This is a genomic window from Hydrogenophaga sp. (assembly GCF_030373245.1).
Lineage (GTDB): Bacteria > Pseudomonadota > Gammaproteobacteria > Burkholderiales > Burkholderiaceae_C > Hydrogenophaga.
This window is the reverse complement of the sequence record NZ_JAUCZF010000001.1, coordinates 121,606-137,779: the sequence shown is the minus strand read 5'-3', so window position 1 is coordinate 137,779 and position 16,174 is coordinate 121,606. Positions and strand designations below refer to the sequence as shown.

Annotated in this window: 15 protein-coding genes; 2 read left to right on the top strand and 13 right to left on the bottom strand. The window is 63.9% G+C overall.

Annotated features, from left to right (window positions below; genetic code table 11):
• Positions 1-58: 58 nt before the first annotated feature.
• From QUV25_RS00690 to QUV25_RS00630, 13 genes are all read right to left on the bottom strand, one after another.
• A complete protein-coding gene (locus QUV25_RS00690) occupies positions 59-2,719 on the bottom strand; it encodes a FimV/HubP family polar landmark protein (protein ID WP_300860620.1) in 2,661 nt (886 codons plus the stop codon).
• Positions 2,720-2,901: 182 nt separating this feature from the next.
• Entirely contained in the window at positions 2,902-4,032 is a 1,131-nt protein-coding gene (asd, locus tag QUV25_RS00685) for an aspartate-semialdehyde dehydrogenase (protein ID WP_300860619.1), read from the bottom strand.
• A 318-nt stretch (positions 4,033-4,350) separates the two neighbouring features.
• Positions 4,351-5,421, bottom strand: coding sequence for a 3-isopropylmalate dehydrogenase (gene leuB, locus QUV25_RS00680; RefSeq protein WP_300860618.1), 1,071 nt, complete (start codon positions 5,419-5,421; stop codon positions 4,351-4,353).
• A 116-nt stretch (positions 5,422-5,537) separates the two neighbouring features.
• On the bottom strand, positions 5,538-6,182 hold the full coding sequence (leuD, locus tag QUV25_RS00675; RefSeq protein WP_300860617.1) for a 3-isopropylmalate dehydratase small subunit: 645 nt from the start codon (positions 6,180-6,182) through the stop codon (positions 5,538-5,540).
• Positions 6,182-6,313, bottom strand: a complete 132-nt coding sequence (locus QUV25_RS00670) for an entericidin A/B family lipoprotein (protein ID WP_300860616.1) — start codon at positions 6,311-6,313, stop codon at positions 6,182-6,184. Before QUV25_RS00670 ends, leuD begins: the two co-directional genes overlap by 1 nt.
• 12 nt (positions 6,314-6,325) lie before the next feature.
• The gene (leuC, locus tag QUV25_RS00665; RefSeq protein WP_300860615.1) at positions 6,326-7,747 is read right to left on the bottom strand and encodes a 3-isopropylmalate dehydratase large subunit; all 1,422 of its coding nucleotides are present in this window, start codon (positions 7,745-7,747) and stop codon (positions 6,326-6,328) included.
• Positions 7,748-7,893: 146 nt separating this feature from the next.
• Positions 7,894-9,204, bottom strand: a complete 1,311-nt coding sequence (locus tag QUV25_RS00660; RefSeq protein ID WP_300860614.1) for a citrate synthase — start codon at positions 9,202-9,204, stop codon at positions 7,894-7,896.
• A 38-nt stretch (positions 9,205-9,242) separates the two neighbouring features.
• Positions 9,243-9,530: a succinate dehydrogenase assembly factor 2 gene (locus tag QUV25_RS00655; RefSeq protein WP_300860613.1), complete on the bottom strand. Its 288-nt coding sequence runs from the start codon at positions 9,528-9,530 to the stop codon at positions 9,243-9,245.
• A 19-nt stretch (positions 9,531-9,549) separates the two neighbouring features.
• Positions 9,550-10,254 (bottom strand): succinate dehydrogenase iron-sulfur subunit, encoded by a 705-nt coding sequence (locus tag QUV25_RS00650; RefSeq protein ID WP_291011455.1) that lies wholly within the window; start codon positions 10,252-10,254, stop codon positions 9,550-9,552.
• A gap of 66 nt (positions 10,255-10,320) precedes the next feature.
• A complete protein-coding gene (sdhA, locus tag QUV25_RS00645) occupies positions 10,321-12,132 on the bottom strand; it encodes a succinate dehydrogenase flavoprotein subunit (RefSeq protein ID WP_300860612.1) in 1,812 nt (603 codons plus the stop codon).
• 4 nt (positions 12,133-12,136) lie between these two features.
• Complete coding sequence (gene sdhD / locus QUV25_RS00640) at positions 12,137-12,502, bottom strand: succinate dehydrogenase, hydrophobic membrane anchor protein (protein ID WP_300860611.1); 366 nt, start codon at positions 12,500-12,502, stop codon at positions 12,137-12,139.
• A gap of 24 nt (positions 12,503-12,526) precedes the next feature.
• Complete coding sequence (sdhC, locus tag QUV25_RS00635; protein WP_300860610.1) at positions 12,527-12,958, bottom strand: succinate dehydrogenase, cytochrome b556 subunit; 432 nt, start codon at positions 12,956-12,958, stop codon at positions 12,527-12,529.
• Between the two features lie 160 nt (positions 12,959-13,118).
• The gene (locus QUV25_RS00630; RefSeq protein ID WP_300860609.1) at positions 13,119-13,943 is read right to left on the bottom strand and encodes a GntR family transcriptional regulator; all 825 of its coding nucleotides are present in this window, start codon (positions 13,941-13,943) and stop codon (positions 13,119-13,121) included.
• 214 nt (positions 13,944-14,157) lie between these two features.
• Between QUV25_RS00630 and QUV25_RS00625 the strand changes: the two genes are divergently transcribed.
• Together QUV25_RS00625 and QUV25_RS00620 are read left to right on the top strand one after the other, a co-directional pair.
• A complete protein-coding gene (locus tag QUV25_RS00625; RefSeq protein ID WP_300860608.1) occupies positions 14,158-15,144 on the top strand; it encodes a malate dehydrogenase in 987 nt (328 codons plus the stop codon).
• A gap of 16 nt (positions 15,145-15,160) precedes the next feature.
• Entirely contained in the window at positions 15,161-16,171 is a 1,011-nt protein-coding gene (locus QUV25_RS00620; protein WP_300860607.1) for an aldolase/citrate lyase family protein, read from the top strand.
• The last annotated feature ends 3 nt before the right edge of the window (positions 16,172-16,174 follow it).

Sequence of the window (16,174 nt, the reverse complement as noted above, 5' to 3'; positions counted from 1 at the left end):
GGCCGTGGACTCGGGTGCGGAAGCGCTCAAGGCACGGACGCGCGGGCCGGGCCCGGGCTCAGGCCAGATCGCTGAGGAAGGTGCTGGCCTTGGTCTTGAGCGTACCCGAGGCTTCGGCCAGCACTTCCTCGGCCAGCGACCGCGCGCCCTCCAGATCGCCGATGGCCCGAAACTCTTCGGCCAGCGAGAGCTTGGTTTCCAGCGGGTTCTCTTCCGTCAGGCCTTTGTCCACGCCTTCAGCGGTCTCGGGCGTTTCCAGATCAAGGTTGATGTCGTTCAGGTCGAAGGACATCAACTCGTTGTTCTCGACAGCCGGTGCTGCGGCCGCTGCCGCGGGCATTTTGGGCTCAACTTCAGCCAACGGGGTTGGCTCCGAAGGTGCATCGAGCGCAAAGTCAGGCAGGATCTCGCTGTCGTCGAACATAGACGCGTCGGGTGTTGCCTCGGGTGCGACGGTATCGGCTTTGGCCGCCTGCAATGGCGCTGGATTGGTGGGGAAGTCCAGATCAAAGTCCATCAGCCCCGAATCGGCTGCCACGACCTCAGGCGCTTTGGCTGCGGTGAGTGCCTCGGTGCTCTTCAGGTCGTCCAGCGCCGACATCACGTCGCCGCTGGACGCAGCGGGTTCGTCTGCCGAGAAATCGAGATCCAGATCCAGACGGCCTTCGTTGGTCCGGCCCGTGGCCTCGGACAGTGTGCTGTTGCCAAACGGCACCGTCATGGCGCCACCGGCGGCGGTCATGGCCACGACCTTTTGAGCGGGCGCACCGCCTGGCTGGTACAGCGGATTGCTCGGATCCAGCTCCTTGCCCAGCGCGCACGCCTGTTCCCATTCGGGCCCTTGGCCTTGTGTCAGGGCGTAGGCCTCGGTGGCCACGACCTCGAAGGCCTTGGCATCGCGGCGCTTGGCGTAAATCTCGAGCAGCTTGTTGTGGATGGCGACACGGGTGGGCGTGCTGCGCATGGCCTCCTTGAGGATTTCCTCAGCCTGCAGGTCGCGGCCATAGGCCAGATAGACGTCAGCTTCGGCGACTGGGTCCACGTCTCCGGCCGCATCCAGCTGGCTGGGTGAATAGACCATGGACGAGCCCGATGCGCTGGCTTCGGCGGTGTCGATACGCTGCCCACCGCTGGAGCCAAAGAACGAATCGGGCTGCAGTCGGCTCTCCAGGAACGAACTGTCGACGGCGGCACCTTTTTTGCGCTGGCGCATCCGGTACAGGCCAAAGCCCGCCAACAAGGCCAGCAGGCCACCCGCAGCGGGCAGCACCAGAGGATTTTCCTGCAGCTGCTCAAGCAGAGAGGGTTCTTCGAGCATCGGCGCAGGCGGGGGGGCTGGCGCAGGCTGCGGAGCGGGTGCCGCGACGGGCGCTGGCTCGGCCACGGCAGGCGTGCTTTCGGCAGGGGTGGTTGCCGTCGCGGTATCAGCCACAGGGGCCGTGGACGTGGCCTCCGCCGTGGTGGCGACGGCGCCGGGCAGCGTCACTGCGCCGGTGGGCGAAGCGCTGGCCGCGGCGGCGGTGGTGGCCGCCGTGGTGGTACCCAGCTTGGCCAGTTCGTCAATGTTGCGAGAGAGTTCGGCGACCCGGGCCGAGGCTTCCTGGGCCTGGCGCTCTTGAGCGATCTTGTCTTCGCTGGCGGTCGCTCCTGGCGTGGCGCCTTTGGACAGGGTGAGTTTGTCCTGAGCAGGGGCCGCAGGAGCTTGGTCTTGCACCTCGGCCTGCACGCGTCCTGCAGCTTCACGGCCACCGGTTTCGACGGCGGCGGCAGGAACACGGTTGGCAAGACGGCGGCGGAATTCGTTGAAATCGCGGCTCTGGGCCGCGATGATTTGCCGGGCTTCACCGGTCGGGGTGCTGTCCGCATCGGCGGCGCTGGGCAAGTCGATGATCGCGCCGGCCTTGACGCGGTTCACGTTGCCGTCGATGAAGGCATCCGGGTTGGCGCGCAACATGGCGACCAGCATCTGGTCCAGCGACACGTTGGCGGGGCGGTTGGCGTTGGCGATGCGGCCGGCGGTGTCGCCAGCGCGAACTCTTACCTGCCCACCGGCGGCCTGGGGTGCTGCAGGCGGCTGAGCCGCTGGCGCGCGCGCGGGTGCTGGGGCGCGGGCGGCAGGCGCCACCACGGGTGGCAGAGGTTGTGCGGCGACGGGCGCGGGTGCGGGGGCTGGCGAAGGCCGTGCGGGCGCAGCCTGCGGCGCAGCGGCGGCAGGCACCGGGGCCACGGGGGCAGCAGCGCGTGCCTTGGGCGGATCGATCAGCAGGGTGTAGTCGCGAAGGATGCGACCAGAGGCCCAGTTGGCCTCGACGATGAGGTCGACAAAGGGCTCATTGATCGGGCGCGGGCTGGTCAGGCGCAGAAACGCCCGGCCATCTGGACGGCGCTGCAGACTGACCTGGGCATTGCCCAGCGCAGGATTGAACTCCATGCCGGCGGCGCGAAACGCTTCTGGCGAGGCCAGACCCACACGAAGGGTGGATGCCTCTTCCGCGCTGATGTCGGGCACGTCGATTTCGGCCCGCAGCGGCTCACCCAGGGCTGACTGCACCGCGATGCGGCCAAGCGCCAGCGCCAGGGCGTCGGGAGTGTGCGCGAGCCCGGTGCAAAGCACCACAGCCGCGGCAACTGCGTGTAACCGGGTCAGGCCGATTGAAGTGGGGTTTTTTCGGGACGACGAGGCCGTTTTGAATAGGGTATTGCGGGTGGTGGATGGCACGTGGACCTCGACGTAAAAAACCGAGAATTGACCTTAACATCAACGCATTAGGGTGACAAGCTGAGAATCCGCTTGAGTTTCCAAGGCGCCCGTTGGTCGGGATTCTGGTGCCTCTGCGTTGTGGAGTCGCAACGCAGACGCTGGACGTGAAGGACGCCCGGCGCGGTTTCGATTGCTGACAGTCAGGCCACCAGCAGGATGCGCAGCATGCGGCGCAGCGGCTCGGCAGCGCCCCACAACAACTGGTCGCCGATGGTGAAGGCGCCCACATATTCAGGTCCCATCGCCAGTTTGCGGATGCGGCCGACGGGAATGGTCATGGTGCCGGTCACGGCCACCGGTGTCAGGTCGGTGATGGTGGCTTCGCGCGTGTTCGGCACCACCTTGGCCCAGGGGTTGTCGGCGGCGATCATGGCCTCGATGTCGGCCACCGGCACGTCTTTCTTCAGCTTGAAGGTCAGGGCCTGGCTGTGGCAGCGCATGGCGCCCACGCGAACGCAGAAACCATCAACCGGGATGGGTGCTGAGCCGAAGCCTTCACCCAGCCCGAGGATCTTGTTGGTTTCGGCCATGCCTTTCCACTCTTCCTTGGACATTCCGTTGCCCAGATCCTTGTCGATCCAGGGGATCAGGCTGCCACCCAGCGGCACGCCGAAATTGGCGGTTTCCGCCCCGCTCAGGCTGCGCTGCTTGGCGATCACCTTGCGGTCAATCTCCAGGATCGCGCTCTTGGGGTCGTCCAGCAGCGCTTTCACTTCGGCGTTCAGCGTGCCGTACTGCGTGAGCAACTCGCGCATGTGCTGTGCGCCACCGCCGGAAGCGGCCTGGTAGGTCTGGGTGCTCATCCATTCGACCAGCCCCGCCTTGTACAGCGCGCCCACACCCATCAGCATGCAGCTGACGGTGCAGTTGCCGCCGACCCAGTTCTTGCCGCCCTTGCTCAGTGCATCCTTGATCACCGGCATGTTGACCGGGTCGAGGATGATCACCGCGTCTTTTTCCATGCGCAGCGTGGAAGCGGCATCGATCCAGTGGCCGTTCCAGCCGGCGGCGCGCAGCTTGGGGAACACGGCGGAGGTGTAGTCGCCGCCCTGGGCGGTGATGATGATGTCGCAACGCTGGAGCGCGGCGATGTCGTGCGCGTCCTGCAGCGTGGTTTCGTTCTTGGCCATCGCGGGGGCTTTGCCGCCGGCATTGGAGGTGGAGAAGAACAGGGGTTCGATCAGGTCGAAGTCTTTTTCCTCGACCATGCGATCCATCAATACCGAGCCGACCATGCCGCGCCAGCCGACCAAACCAACCAACTTGCTCATTTCAAACGCCCTTTCAAGTAGATAAACAGGTCCAAACCAGACCGACTTGCCCCGGCTCGTCTGGCCGGGGAGGGCGCACGACGAACCAGGCTGGATCAGCCCTTAACGGTCGTGGTTTTGATGGTGGTTGCGAGCGCAGCCACATCCGCCGGGGCGGCAGATGCGAGGTTCAGGTCGAACGGGCTGGTCGCAGACATAGACCCGAATTGTATCGGAGCCTGGCTTGACGCCAGCTGACAACCGTCCGGCCGGCGGCGTGCTGTGTCCATGAAAAAGGGCGGCCACAGCCGCCCCGGGATCACGGTGGAGCGTGTTGGATCAGCCCAGCGCCTGGACCACTGCGTCGCCCATCTGGGCGGTGCCCACTTGGGTGGTGCCTTCACTGAAGATGTCCGGAGTGCGAAGACCTTGCGCCAGCACCTTCTGCACCGCCGCTTCGATTCGCTGCGCTGCGGCTTCCTGGTTCAGGCTGAAGCGCAGCATCATGGCCGCGCTCAGGATGGTGGCCAGCGGGTTGGCGATGCCCTGGCCCGCGATGTCGGGCGCGCTGCCGTGACTGGGTTCGTACAGGCCCTGGTTCTTGCTGTTGAGCGAGGCCGAGGGCAGCATGCCGATCGAGCCGGTGAGCATGGAGGCTTCGTCGGACAGGATGTCGCCAAACATGTTGCCGGTGACGACGACGTCAAACGCTTTGGGTTTCTTGACCAGCTGCATGGCCGCGTTGTCCACGTACATGTGCTCCAGCTCCACGTCGGGGTACTGGGCATGCACCTCGGTGACGACGTCTCTCCAGAACTGGAAGGTCTCCAGCACGTTGGCCTTGTCGACGCTGGTCACCTTCTTGTGGCGCTTGCGCGCAGCTTGGAAGGCCACGTGGGCGATGCGCTCGATTTCGGGCTTGCTGTAGCGCATGGTGTCGAAGGCTTCCTCGGCGCCGGGGAAGTGCCCATCGAAGGCGGTGCGCCTTCCGCGCGGCTGGCCGAAGTAGATGTCGCCGGTGAGCTCGCGGATGATCAGTATGTCCAGCCCGGCAATCAGCTCTGGCTTCAAGCTGGAGGCGCCCACCAGTTGTTCGTAGCAGATGGCGGGGCGGAGGTTGGCGAACAGCCCCAGGTTCTTGCGCAGGCCCAGGATGGCCTGCTCAGGGCGCAGTGGGCGATCCAGTTTGTCGTACTTCCAGTCGCCGACCGCGCCAAACAGGATGGCGTCAGCCGATTGCGCCAGCTTGAGCGTGGATTCGGGCAGCGGGTGCCCGTGGGCTTCATACGCTGCACCGCCGACCAGGGCCGATTCCATCTCAAACGGGAGGCCGAGCGCATCAAGCACTTTGACCGCTTCGGCCACGATTTCGGTGCCGATGCCGTCACCAGGAAGAACTGCAATTTTCATGGGGGTAGGGAAGTGAAGAGGTGTGCTGACAGGTGATCGCGGGTCCGGCTGCTCCGGCCCGAGAACAACTTCCCCACGAAGGGGAGGCGCCGCAGGCGCCGCCGGGGCGCCGAGGCCTACATCGTGCTGGCCAGCCAGGGCTTGGTCGCCAGCCGCTCGGATTCAAATGCGGCGATCTTGTCCTGGTGGCGCAGCGTGAGACCGATGTCATCCAGGCCGTTGAGCAGGCAGTACTTGCGAAACGCCTGCACGTCAAATGGCAGCTCGTCGCCCTGCGGCTTGACCACCACTTGACGCTCCAGGTCGATGGTCAGCTCATAGCCGGGGAACGCCGCCACCTCGTCGAACAGCCGGTCGACCTGTGCCTCAGGCAGCACGATGGGCAGGATGCCGTTCTTGAAACAGTTGTTGTAGAAGATGTCGGCGTAACTGGGCGCGATCAGGGCACGGAAACCGAATTGCTCGATCGCCCATGGCGCGTGTTCGCGGCTGGAGCCGCAGCCGAAGTTCTTGCGCGCCAGCAGCACCGAGGCGCCTGCATAACGCGGCTGGTTGAGCACGAAGTCGGTATTGGGCTTGCGGCTGGCCGGGTCCTGTCCGGGCTCGCCTTTGTCGAGATAGCGCCACTCGTCAAACAGGTTGGGTCCGAATCCGGTCTTGCGGATCGACTTCAGGAATTGCTTGGGGATGATGGCGTCGGTGTCGACGTTTTCACGATCGATGGGCGCCACCAGCCCCTTGTGCACGGTGAAGGCTCGCATCACTTCTTCTTGGCAGCGTCTTCGAGCACCTGCCCGCCTTTCTGGATGTCCTGACCTACGCCCTGTACGGTGTTGCAGGCGCTCAGGGCCAGCGCGATGGTGGCAGCAAAGATGGCGGCAATGGCTTTCATGGCGTTTTCCTTTCAGACAAATTGACGGACGTCGACGAAGTGACCATGGATGGCCGCAGCGGCCGCCATGGCGGGAGAAACCAGGTGGGTGCGACCGCCAGCACCCTGGCGGCCTTCAAAGTTGCGGTTGCTGGTTGAGGCGCAGCGTTCGCCGGGCTCCAGGCGATCGGCGTTCATGGCCAGACACATGGAGCAGCCAGGCTCGCGCCACTCAAAACCGGCGGCCTTGAAGATCTCGTGCAGACCCTCTCGCTCGGCCTGCTCTTTCACCAGGCCCGAACCTGGCACGACCATCGCAAGCTTGACATTCTTGGCCACCTTCTGGCCCAGCTTCTTCACCAGGGCCGCGGCTTCGCGCATGTCTTCGATGCGGCTGTTGGTGCAGGAGCCGATGAATACCTTGTCGACAAAAATGTCGTTGAGTGGCTTGCCGGGCTGCAGCGCCATGTATGTGAGCGCGCGCTCGATCGCACCGCGTTTGTTCGGGTCTTTTTCCTTGTCGGGATCGGGCACGATGCCGTCCACGCCGAGCACCATCTCGGGCGATGTTCCCCAGGTGACCTGCGGCACGATGCGGCTCGCATCGAGTTCGACCACGGCGTCGAATTCGGCGTCGGGATCGGATTTCAGCGTCTTCCAGTAGGTCACCGCCTGCTCCCAGGCCACGCCTGTGGGCGCCAGCGGGCGGCCCTTGACGTACTCAATGGTCTTGTCGTCCACGGCGACCAAGCCAGCTCGGGCACCGCCTTCGATGGCCATGTTGCACACCGTCATGCGGCCTTCCATGGAAAGCGCCCGGATGGCGCTACCGCCGAACTCGATGGTGTAGCCGGTGCCGCCTGCGGTACCGATCTTGCCGATGATGGCCAGAACGATGTCTTTGGCGGTCACGCCCTTGGCCAGTGAGCCTTCCACTTTGACCAGCATGTTCTTGGCCTTCTTGGCCAACAGCGTTTGCGTGGCCATGACATGCTCGACTTCACTGGTGCCGATGCCGTGCGCCAGCGCACCGAAAGCACCATGGGTGGAGGTGTGCGAGTCGCCGCAGACGACAGTCATGCCGGGCAGGGTGGCCCCGTTTTCCGGGCCGATCACGTGCACGATGCCTTGGCGCTTGGACATGAACGGGAAAAACGCCGCTGCGCCGAATTCAGCGATGTTCTTGTCGAGGGTGACGATCTGCTCTTTGCTGATCGGGTCGGTGATGCCGTCGTAGCCCATTTCCCAGCCCGTGGTGGGCGTGTTGTGATCAGCCGTGGCGACGATGGAGCTCACGCGCCAGACCTTGCGGCCAGCCTTGCGCAGGCCCTCAAAGGCTTGTGGGCTGGTGACTTCGTGCACCAGGTGCCGGTCGATGTAGAGCACCGAGGTGCCGTCGTCCTCGGTGTGAACAACGTGCTCGTCCCAGATCTTGTCGTAGAGGGTGCGTCCCATGTGGCTTGTGTGTGGTCTTGGTCGGGTCGAAGGGTGTGACGGGTGATTTTAGGGCTTCACCTGAAAAAACGCCCGCCCGGCATGTCGCGGGGCGGGCGCAGGCACTGCGGCCGGGCCGATGACTCGGCCCAGGGTGCGGCGTGCGATCAGCGGCTGAGGGCTTGCGGCATGTCGCGGCGCGGCGAACCGGTGAACAACTGGCGCGGGCGTCCGATCTTGTATTCCGGGTCACCAATCATCTCGTTGAGCTGGGCGATCCAGCCCACGGTGCGGGCCAGCGCAAACACGCCGGTGAACAGGTTGACCGGGATGCCGATGGCGCGCTGCACGATGCCAGAGTAGAAGTCGACGTTGGGGTAGAGCTTGCGCGACACGAAGTATTCGTCTTCCAGCGCGATCTTCTCCAGCTCTTTGGCGAGCTTGAACAGTGGGTCGTTTTCCAGACCCAGCTCAGCCAGCACGTCGTTGCAGGTCTCCTGCATCAGCTTGGCGCGCGGATCGTAGTTCTTGTACACACGGTGACCAAAACCCATGAGCTTGACGCCGGAGTTTTTGTCTTTGACCTGCTCCATGAATTCGCCGACTTTGGCCACGCCGCCCTGCCGCTGGATGTCTTCCAGCATGTTCAGGCAGGCTTCGTTCGCGCCGCCGTGTGCCGGACCCCAGAGGCAAGCCACGCCCGCGGCTATGGCGGCGAACGGGTTGGTGCCCGACGAGGCGCACAGGCGCACCGTCGAGGTAGACGCGTTCTGCTCGTGATCGGCGTGAAGGATGAAGATGCGGTCCAGCGCCTTTTCCAGCACCGGGTTGACCACGTAGTCCTCGCACGGTGTGCCGAACATCATGCGCATGAAATTGCCAGCGTAGGACAGGCTGTTCTGCGGGTACATGTAGGGCTGACCGAACTTGTACTTGTAGGCCAGCGCCACCAGCGTGGGCATCTTGGCGATCAGTCGGATGGCTGCGATTTCGCGGTGCTCCGGGTTGTTGATGTCGGTGCTGTCATGGTAGAAGGCCGACATGCCGCCCACCAGCCCGGTCAGGATGGCCATGGGGTGGGCATCGCGTCGGAAGCCGCGCAGAAAGAACTGCATCTGCTCGTTGACCATGGTGTGGTTGGTCACGAGCTTGTGGAAGTCGGAGCGCTCCTTGTCGTCAGGCAGTTCGCCCTTGAGCAATAGGTAGCAGGTGTCGAGGTAGTCGCAGTGCGTGGCCAGTTGCTCGATCGGGTAGCCACGGTACAGCAGCTCACCTTTGTCGCCATCGATGTAGGTGATGGCCGACTGGCACGACGCGGTAGACAAAAAGCCCGGGTCGTAGGTGAACATGCCGGTCTGCGCATACAGCTTGCGGATGTCCACCACGTCGGGGCCGATGCTGCCGGCATACACGGGCAGCTCGACGCTGGGACTGCCATTGGAAAACGACAGGGTGGCTTTGTTGTCAACGAGTTTCATGCGGTTTCCTTCACGTGGCGCGGTAACGAATGGCGCTGTTAAATGGTGGTCCTGGCTGCGCGCAGCATGCCCAGGACCTGGCTGACGTCTGCACGGGCCAGTTCGCCCTCGGGGTGTGTTCGGCCCAGCAACAGATCCAGCAGATCGTTGTCAGACAGGTCCATTAAAACCCCCAGAGCTTCGGCCTGACTGACAGTCAAGCCAGATTCATGCCGGCTGAAAAAGCGCTCGATGAACAAGTCGTTTTCGAGCAGTCCACGCCGACAGCGCCAGCGCAGCTTGCTCAGAGCCCGTTCATCGAGCAGTGGGTCGCCGGTGGCGTTCATGCTGACGGAGGATGGGCGCTCAGACCGAGCGCATCACCATCATTTCCTTGATCTTGCCGATCGCCTTGGTCGGATTCAGCCCCTTGGGACAGACGTCGACGCAATTCATGATGGTGTGGCAGCGGAACAGGCGGTAGGGGTCTTCCAGGTTGTCCAGACGCTCGGCCGTGCCTTGATCGCGGCTGTCGGCGATGAAGCGGTAGGCCTGGAGCAAGCCGGCCGGGCCGACGAACTTGTCCGGGTTCCACCAGAAGCTCGGGCAGCTGGTTGAGCAGCTGGCGCACAGGATGCACTCGTACAGACCGTTGAGCTCTTCGCGCTCCTCGGGGCTTTGCAGGCGCTCTTTTTCGGGCGGTACGGTGTCGTTGATCAGGTAGGGCTTGATGCTGTTGTACTGCTTGAAGAACAGCGTCATGTCCACGATCAGGTCGCGCACCACGGGCAGACCGGGCAGGGGTTTGAGGGTGATCACGCCGGGCAGCGTGTTCATGTTGGTCAGGCAGGCCAGACCGTTCTTGCCGTTGATGTTCATCGCGTCCGAACCGCACACGCCTTCGCGGCAGGAGCGGCGGAACGAGATCGACGGATCGACCTTCTTGAGCTTGCCCAGTGCGTCCAGCAGCATGCGCTCGTGACCGTCGAGTTCCACCTCGATGGTCTGCATGTAGGGCTTGGCGTCCTTCTCGGGGTCGTAGCGGTAGATCTTGAAGGTGCGAAGTGACATGGTGTGATCCTGAAATCGGTTAACGGCGGTGCGCCTGGCTCGCGGCGCTGCGTGCGAGCGGGTAGGTCAAAACGTTCGGACTTTGGGCGGAACGGATTCCACTGTGAGCGGCTTGAGGTTGACCGCCTTGTATGTCAGGCTGTTGTCCGCGCTGTGCCACAAGGTGTGTTTCATCCATTCGGCATCGTTGCGACCCAGCGGGAACTGCGCGTCATCGGCCGGACGCTCGTAGTCGTTGACCGTGTGCGCACCGCGGCATTCCTTGCGCGCGGCGGCCGAGGTCATGGTGGCCTGGGCGCACTCGATCAGATTTTCCACCTCCAGCGCTTCGATGCGCGCGGTGTTGAACACCTTGGACTTGTCCTTGAGTGCAATGGCATTGACGCGTGCCCGCATGGCGTTGATCTTGTTCACGCCTTCGTCCATGCTGGCCTGGGTACGGAACACGCCTGCGTGTTGCTGCATCGCTGCGCGCAGGTCGTTGGCCACGTCCTGCGCATATTCGCCGTCGGTCGCATTGTCCAGTCGCGCCAGTCGTGCCAGGGTCTTGTCGGCCGCGTCGGCCGGCAGCGGCTTGTGGGTCTTGGTCTTGTCGTGGTTCTGCACGATGTGGTTGCCGGCTGCGCGACCGAACACCAGCAAGTCGAGCAGGGAGTTGGTGCCCAGGCGGTTGGCGCCGTGCACGCTCACGCAGGAGCATTCGCCCACCGCGTACAAGCCGTTGACGACTTCTTGCTTGCCGCTGCCATCGGCCGCGGGCGTGACGACCTGGCCGTTGATGTTGGTCGGGATGCCGCCCATCTGGTAGTGGATGGTAGGAACGACCGGAATCGGCTCTCGGGTGATGTCGACGTTGGCAAAGTTCACGCCGATCTCATACACCGAAGGCAGGCGTTTGTGGATGGTGTCGGCCCCCAGGTGATCGAGCTTGAGCAGCACGTAGTCCTTGTTGGGTCCGCAGCCACGGCCTTCCTTGATTTCCTGGTCCATGCAACGGCTGACGAAGTCGCGCGGTGCCAGGTCTTTCAGGGTGGGCGCGTAGCGCTCCATGAAGCGCTCGCCTTCGCTGTTGAGCAGGATCGCGCCTTCGCCACGGCAGCCTTCGGTCAGCAGCACGCCGGCACCGGCCACGCCGGTGGGGTGAAACTGCCAGAACTCCATGTCTTCCAGCGGTATGCCGGCTCGTGCTGCCATACCCAGGCCGTCGCCGGTGTTGATGAAGGCGTTGGTAGAGGCCGCAAAAATGCGGCCGGCGCCACCAGTGGCCAGCAGCGTGGTCTTGGCTTCCAGGATGTAGGTTTCGCCGGTTTCCATCTCCAGCGCGGTCACACCCACCACGTCGCCGCTCTGATCGCGGATCAGATCCAGCGCCATCCATTCCACAAAGAAAGTGGTGCGTGCCTGAACGTTTTGCTGGTAGAGCGTGTGCAGCATGGCGTGACCGGTGCGGTCGGCTGCGGCACAGGCGCGCTGCACCGGCTTCTCGCCGTAGTTGGCGGTGTGGCCGCCAAACGGGCGCTGGTAAATCGTGCCATCCGGGTTGCGGTCGAACGGCATGCCGAAGTGTTCAAGTTCGTACACGACCTTGGGTGCTTCGCGGCACATGAACTCGATCGCATCCTGATCACCCAGCCAGTCCGAACCCTTGATGGTGTCGTAGAAGTGGTAGTGCCAGTTGTCCTCATTCATGTTGCCGAGCGAGGCGCCGATGCCGCCTTGCGCAGCCACGGTGTGCGAACGGGTCGGGAACACCTTGGACAGCACGGCGACCTTGAGGCCGGCGCGAGCCAGTTGCAGCGAGGCGCGCATGCCAGAGCCGCCGGCACCGACGATGACGACGTCAAACTGACGCTTGGGAAGATTTGCGGTTGCGGACATGAAATCAGAGCCTCCAGAGAACTTGAACGGCCCAGCCCAGACAGGCGACCAGCCAGACCATCGTGAACACGTGCAGCACGACGCGGACACCGGCGGGCTTCACATAGTCCATCCAGATATCGCGCATGCCGACCCACACATGGTAGGTGAGGGCCAGTAACACAACGAAGGTGAGGGCCTTCATCCACTGGGCAGCAAAGATGCCGGCCCAGGATTCGTAGCCGATGGGTCCCGAGGTGAACAACACCTGCAGCAGGACGATGAGGGTGAAGACCGCCATCACGGCGGCGGTGAGACGCTGGGCCAGCCAGTCGCGTAGACCGTAGTGGGCGCCGGTGACGACGCGTTTGGAACCGTAGTTGACAGACATGGTGGGTGATCCTTTTGGTGTGGCTCAGTACAGGCCGAAGAGCTTGGCTCCCAGCACCAGGGTGAGGCCGATGCTCAGCGCCAGCGTCACGATGGCCGACGACTTGCCGAATTCCTTGGTCACGGCGTGGCGCGCGTCCATGAACAGATGGCGCAGCCCGGCGATGAGGTGGTGCAGATAGGCCCAGATGAGGGCCAGCACCACCAACTTGAAGAGCCAGCCAGGCAAAAAACCGATGCCAGCTGCAAATGCCGAGGTGAAGCGGGCAAACGAGATTTCGGAGGAGATGGAGGTGTCGAACAGCCAGACGATCAGGGGCAGCAGCACAAACATCAGGCCGCCGCTGGCGCGGTGCAGAATGGAGACCCACCCAGCTGGAGGCAGGCGATAGGTGGTGAGGTCCTTGAACGCATTGATGTTGCGGAACTCGGGCCGCTTGCGGCTCAATTCGGTCATGGTGGGGGCTTTCTTGCGGAGGTGGGAGCGGGAGGTTGGCAGGCGATGTGACGGCTTGGTAACTCGGTCGCGCAGGGCTCAAATTCTAGGGCAAGGCAACATACTGGAGGCTGACGCCGGGGCGATTGACCTGCAACGTACTCGGTGTCGCGTGTTCAGCTCAGTTCAACTCGTTGCGGTAGTGCCGGCCGTCGGTGCGGTAGAGGCCGCGCCGCAGCTCCATCGGTACATCGTTGTAGGTGTAGGCGATCCGCTCCACGCTCAGAAGAGGCGCGCCTTCGGCCACCTTGAGCAGCGCCGCGGCTTCCGCATCGGCGCTGACCGCCTTGATTTTCTCGACTGCGCGCACCATGCGCACTCCAAACTGGGTTTCGAACAGGGCGTACATCGGGCCTGTGTCATCAGACAGGGTCTCCACCGTGAGGCCCTTGAACGGACCGCCCGGCAACCAGATCTCTTCCAGGATGGCTGGTGACGCGTCAAACGACAGCACGCGTCGCACCTGCAGCACCGGGTCGCCAGTACGGGCACCCAGTTGGCGCGCCACCTCTGCGCTGGCGCGCTGGCGGCGGCAGTCGATGATGTGGCGCTCGGCTGGCCCCTGGCTTTCCAGGTCACCGGTATCGGGCAAAAGGCGCAGGAAGCGGTACTGGATGTGCTGCTCGGCGTGGGTGGCCACAAAGGTGCCCTTGCCCTGGCGGCGCACCAGCAGGTTGTCCGTGGCGAGTTCGTCGATCGCCTTGCGCACCGTACCCTGGCTGACTCGGAAGCGTGCGGCCAGATCGAACTCGCTGGGAATCGCGTCGCCCGGCTTCCATTCGCCCGCCTGCAGGCTGCGCAGAATGAGTGTCTTGATCTGTTGATACAGGGGGCTGAAGGCCGGCGCGATCTGGCCCGCGGTGTCGACTTCTGCGCTGCCAGCACGGGCATCCGACGAGGGCAGGTCGGCTGGCATTGAGGGAGGAGTGGCGGGCGAAGTGGGCATGAAGGCTGATGGCGCCAGAGGCCGCCAAGTGTTGCAATCATATCTTATATAAGACATAAGACAAATTGACGTATCAGGGTTTCCGCGGGTACACTTCAACGCTGACTTTGACCCCCGTTTTCCGGGTTTTCCCGCAGGCTGGTGGCCGCCGTCCCCTGGGGCTTGGTCCCCCGGTCTCTCCTTCATTTCCACCGTCCCATTCTGGAGTTTTCACATGAGCAAGAAGCCTGTCCGAGTTGCCGTCACTGGAGCCGCTGGCCAGATCGGTTATGCCCTGCTGTTTCGCATCGCCTCGGGCGAAATGCTGGGCAAAGACCAGCCCGTGATCCTGCAACTGCTGGAAATTCCCGATGAAAAGGCCCAGAAGGCGCTCAAGGGCGTGATGATGGAGTTGGACGATTGCGCCTTCCCGCTGCTGGTGGAAATGACCGCTCACGGCGACCCGATGACAGCGTTCAAAGATGCCGACTACGCGTTGCTGGTCGGCTCGCGACCCCGCGGCCCCGGCATGGAGCGTGCCGAGCTGCTCGCCATCAACGGTGCCATCTTCATCGCGCAGGGCAAGGCGCTCAACGCTGTGGCCAGCCGCGACGTCAAGGTGCTGGTGGTGGGCAACCCGGCCAATACCAACGCCTACATCGCCATGAAGAGCGCGCCCGATCTGAAGCCGGGCAACTTCACCGCCATGCTGCGCCTGGACCACAACCGCGCCGCCAGCCAGCTGGCCGCCAAGACCGGCAAGGCCGTCTCCAGCATCAAGAAGCTGGCCGTGTGGGGCAACCACTCGCCCACCATGTACGCCGATTACCGCTTCGCCACCATCGACGGCGCATCGGTCAAGGACATGATCAACGACCAGGCTTGGAACAAGGATGTATTCCTGCCCACAGTGGGCAAGCGCGGCGCCGCCATCATCGAAGCGCGTGGCCTCTCCAGCGCGGCCTCCGCCGCCAATGCCGCCATCGACCACATGCGCGACTGGGCGCTGGGCACCAACGGTGAATGGGTCACCATGGGCATTCCGTCGCAAGGCTGGTACGGCATTCCGAAGGACGTGATGTTCGGCTTCCCCGTCATCTGCGCCAACGGCGAATACAAGGTTGTCGAAGGTCTGGAGATCGACGCGTTCTCGCAGGAATGCATCAACAAGACACTGGCCGAACTCGAGGGCGAGAAAGACGGCGTCAAGCACCTGCTTTGATGGCCGCTCGCTGCCCATGAACGCTGCCCACCCCCGTGACGTGCTGCTGGGTGCCCAGGCTTCGGCCTGGGCTTTGCCTGTTTGCGATCACTACAGCGGGGTCGAGGCGCGCATGCACAAGAGCCTGCAGCTTCAGTCTGAGTTGACGGCTGAGTTCGGTACCTGCGTGTTTGACGTAACGCTGGACTGCGAAGACGGTGCGCCCGTAGGGGGCGAAACTGAGCATGCTGCCCTGGTCACTGAGCTGATCCTGGGTGCGGCGGCCGATGCCCGCGTCGCGGTACGCGTGCATCCGGTGGACCACCCTTCGTTCGATGCTGATGTGTCCGAAATCGCGGGTCGCGCGGGCCATCGCCTGCGTCACCTCATGGTGCCCAAGGTCGAGTCGCTCGCCGACGTGTTGCGGGCCATCAAAGCGGTGGATGCTGCGGGTGCCTCGGCCCTGCCGCTGCACGTGCTCATCGAATCACCAGCGGCAGTGCACCGCGCGTTCGACATCGCGGCCCACCCGCGGGTGCAATCGCTGAGCTTCGGGCTGATGGACTTTGTGTCGGCGCACGGCGGCGCCATCCCCGCTGACGCCATGGGCGTCGCGGGCCAGTTTTCGCACCCGCTGGTGCAGCGCGCCAAGCTGGCCATTGCGTCGGCCTGCCATGCCCACGGCAAGGTGCCCTCGCACAACGTGGTGACCGAATTTCGCAACACCGATGCGCTGCAGATCGCGGCGCGTCGCGCAGCCCGTGAGCTCGGCTACACGCGCATGTGGAGCATCCACCCCGACCAGATACGACCCATCCTGGCGGCGTTTGCACCCAGCGACGGCGAGGTACAGCAAGCCGCGGCCGTGCTGGGCTGCGCGGTCGCAGCCGACTGGGCGCCGGTCTCGGTGGAAGGCCGCCTGCATGACCGCGCCTCCTACCGCTTTTACTGGCAGGTGCTGGTGCGCGCCCATCAGACCGGCCACGCTCTGCCCGACACCGTGGCGCACTGGTTTCAGAGCTTAACCGCCGAGCCCGCGCTGCATTGACTT

Excerpts from the sequence above, each read along its gene's own strand:
- asd (WP_300860619.1), bottom strand. The coding sequence starts at position 4,032 with ATGAGCAAGTTGGTTGGTTTGGTCGGCTGGCGCGGCATGGTCGGCTCG.
- leuB (WP_300860618.1), bottom strand. The coding sequence starts at position 5,421 with ATGAAAATTGCAGTTCTTCCTGGTGACGGCATCGGCACCGAAATCGTG.
- leuD (WP_300860617.1), bottom strand. The coding sequence starts at position 6,182 with ATGCGAGCCTTCACCGTGCACAAGGGGCTGGTGGCGCCCATCGATCGT.
- QUV25_RS00670 (WP_300860616.1), bottom strand. The coding sequence starts at position 6,313 with ATGAAAGCCATTGCCGCCATCTTTGCTGCCACCATCGCGCTGGCCCTG.
- leuC (WP_300860615.1), bottom strand. The coding sequence starts at position 7,747 with ATGGGACGCACCCTCTACGACAAGATCTGGGACGAGCACGTTGTTCAC.
- QUV25_RS00660 (WP_300860614.1), bottom strand. The coding sequence starts at position 9,204 with ATGAAACTCGTTGACAACAAAGCCACCCTGTCGTTTTCCAATGGCAGT.
- QUV25_RS00655 (WP_300860613.1), bottom strand. The coding sequence starts at position 9,530 with ATGAACGCCACCGGCGACCCACTGCTCGATGAACGGGCTCTGAGCAAG.
- QUV25_RS00650 (WP_291011455.1), bottom strand. The coding sequence starts at position 10,254 with ATGTCACTTCGCACCTTCAAGATCTACCGCTACGACCCCGAGAAGGAC.
- sdhA (WP_300860612.1), bottom strand. The coding sequence starts at position 12,132 with ATGTCCGCAACCGCAAATCTTCCCAAGCGTCAGTTTGACGTCGTCATC.
- sdhD (WP_300860611.1), bottom strand. The coding sequence starts at position 12,502 with ATGTCTGTCAACTACGGTTCCAAACGCGTCGTCACCGGCGCCCACTAC.
- sdhC (WP_300860610.1), bottom strand. The coding sequence starts at position 12,958 with ATGACCGAATTGAGCCGCAAGCGGCCCGAGTTCCGCAACATCAATGCG.
- QUV25_RS00630 (WP_300860609.1), bottom strand. The coding sequence starts at position 13,943 with ATGCCCACTTCGCCCGCCACTCCTCCCTCAATGCCAGCCGACCTGCCC.
- QUV25_RS00625 (WP_300860608.1), top strand. The coding sequence starts at position 14,158 with ATGAGCAAGAAGCCTGTCCGAGTTGCCGTCACTGGAGCCGCTGGCCAG.
- QUV25_RS00620 (WP_300860607.1), top strand. The coding sequence starts at position 15,161 with ATGAACGCTGCCCACCCCCGTGACGTGCTGCTGGGTGCCCAGGCTTCG.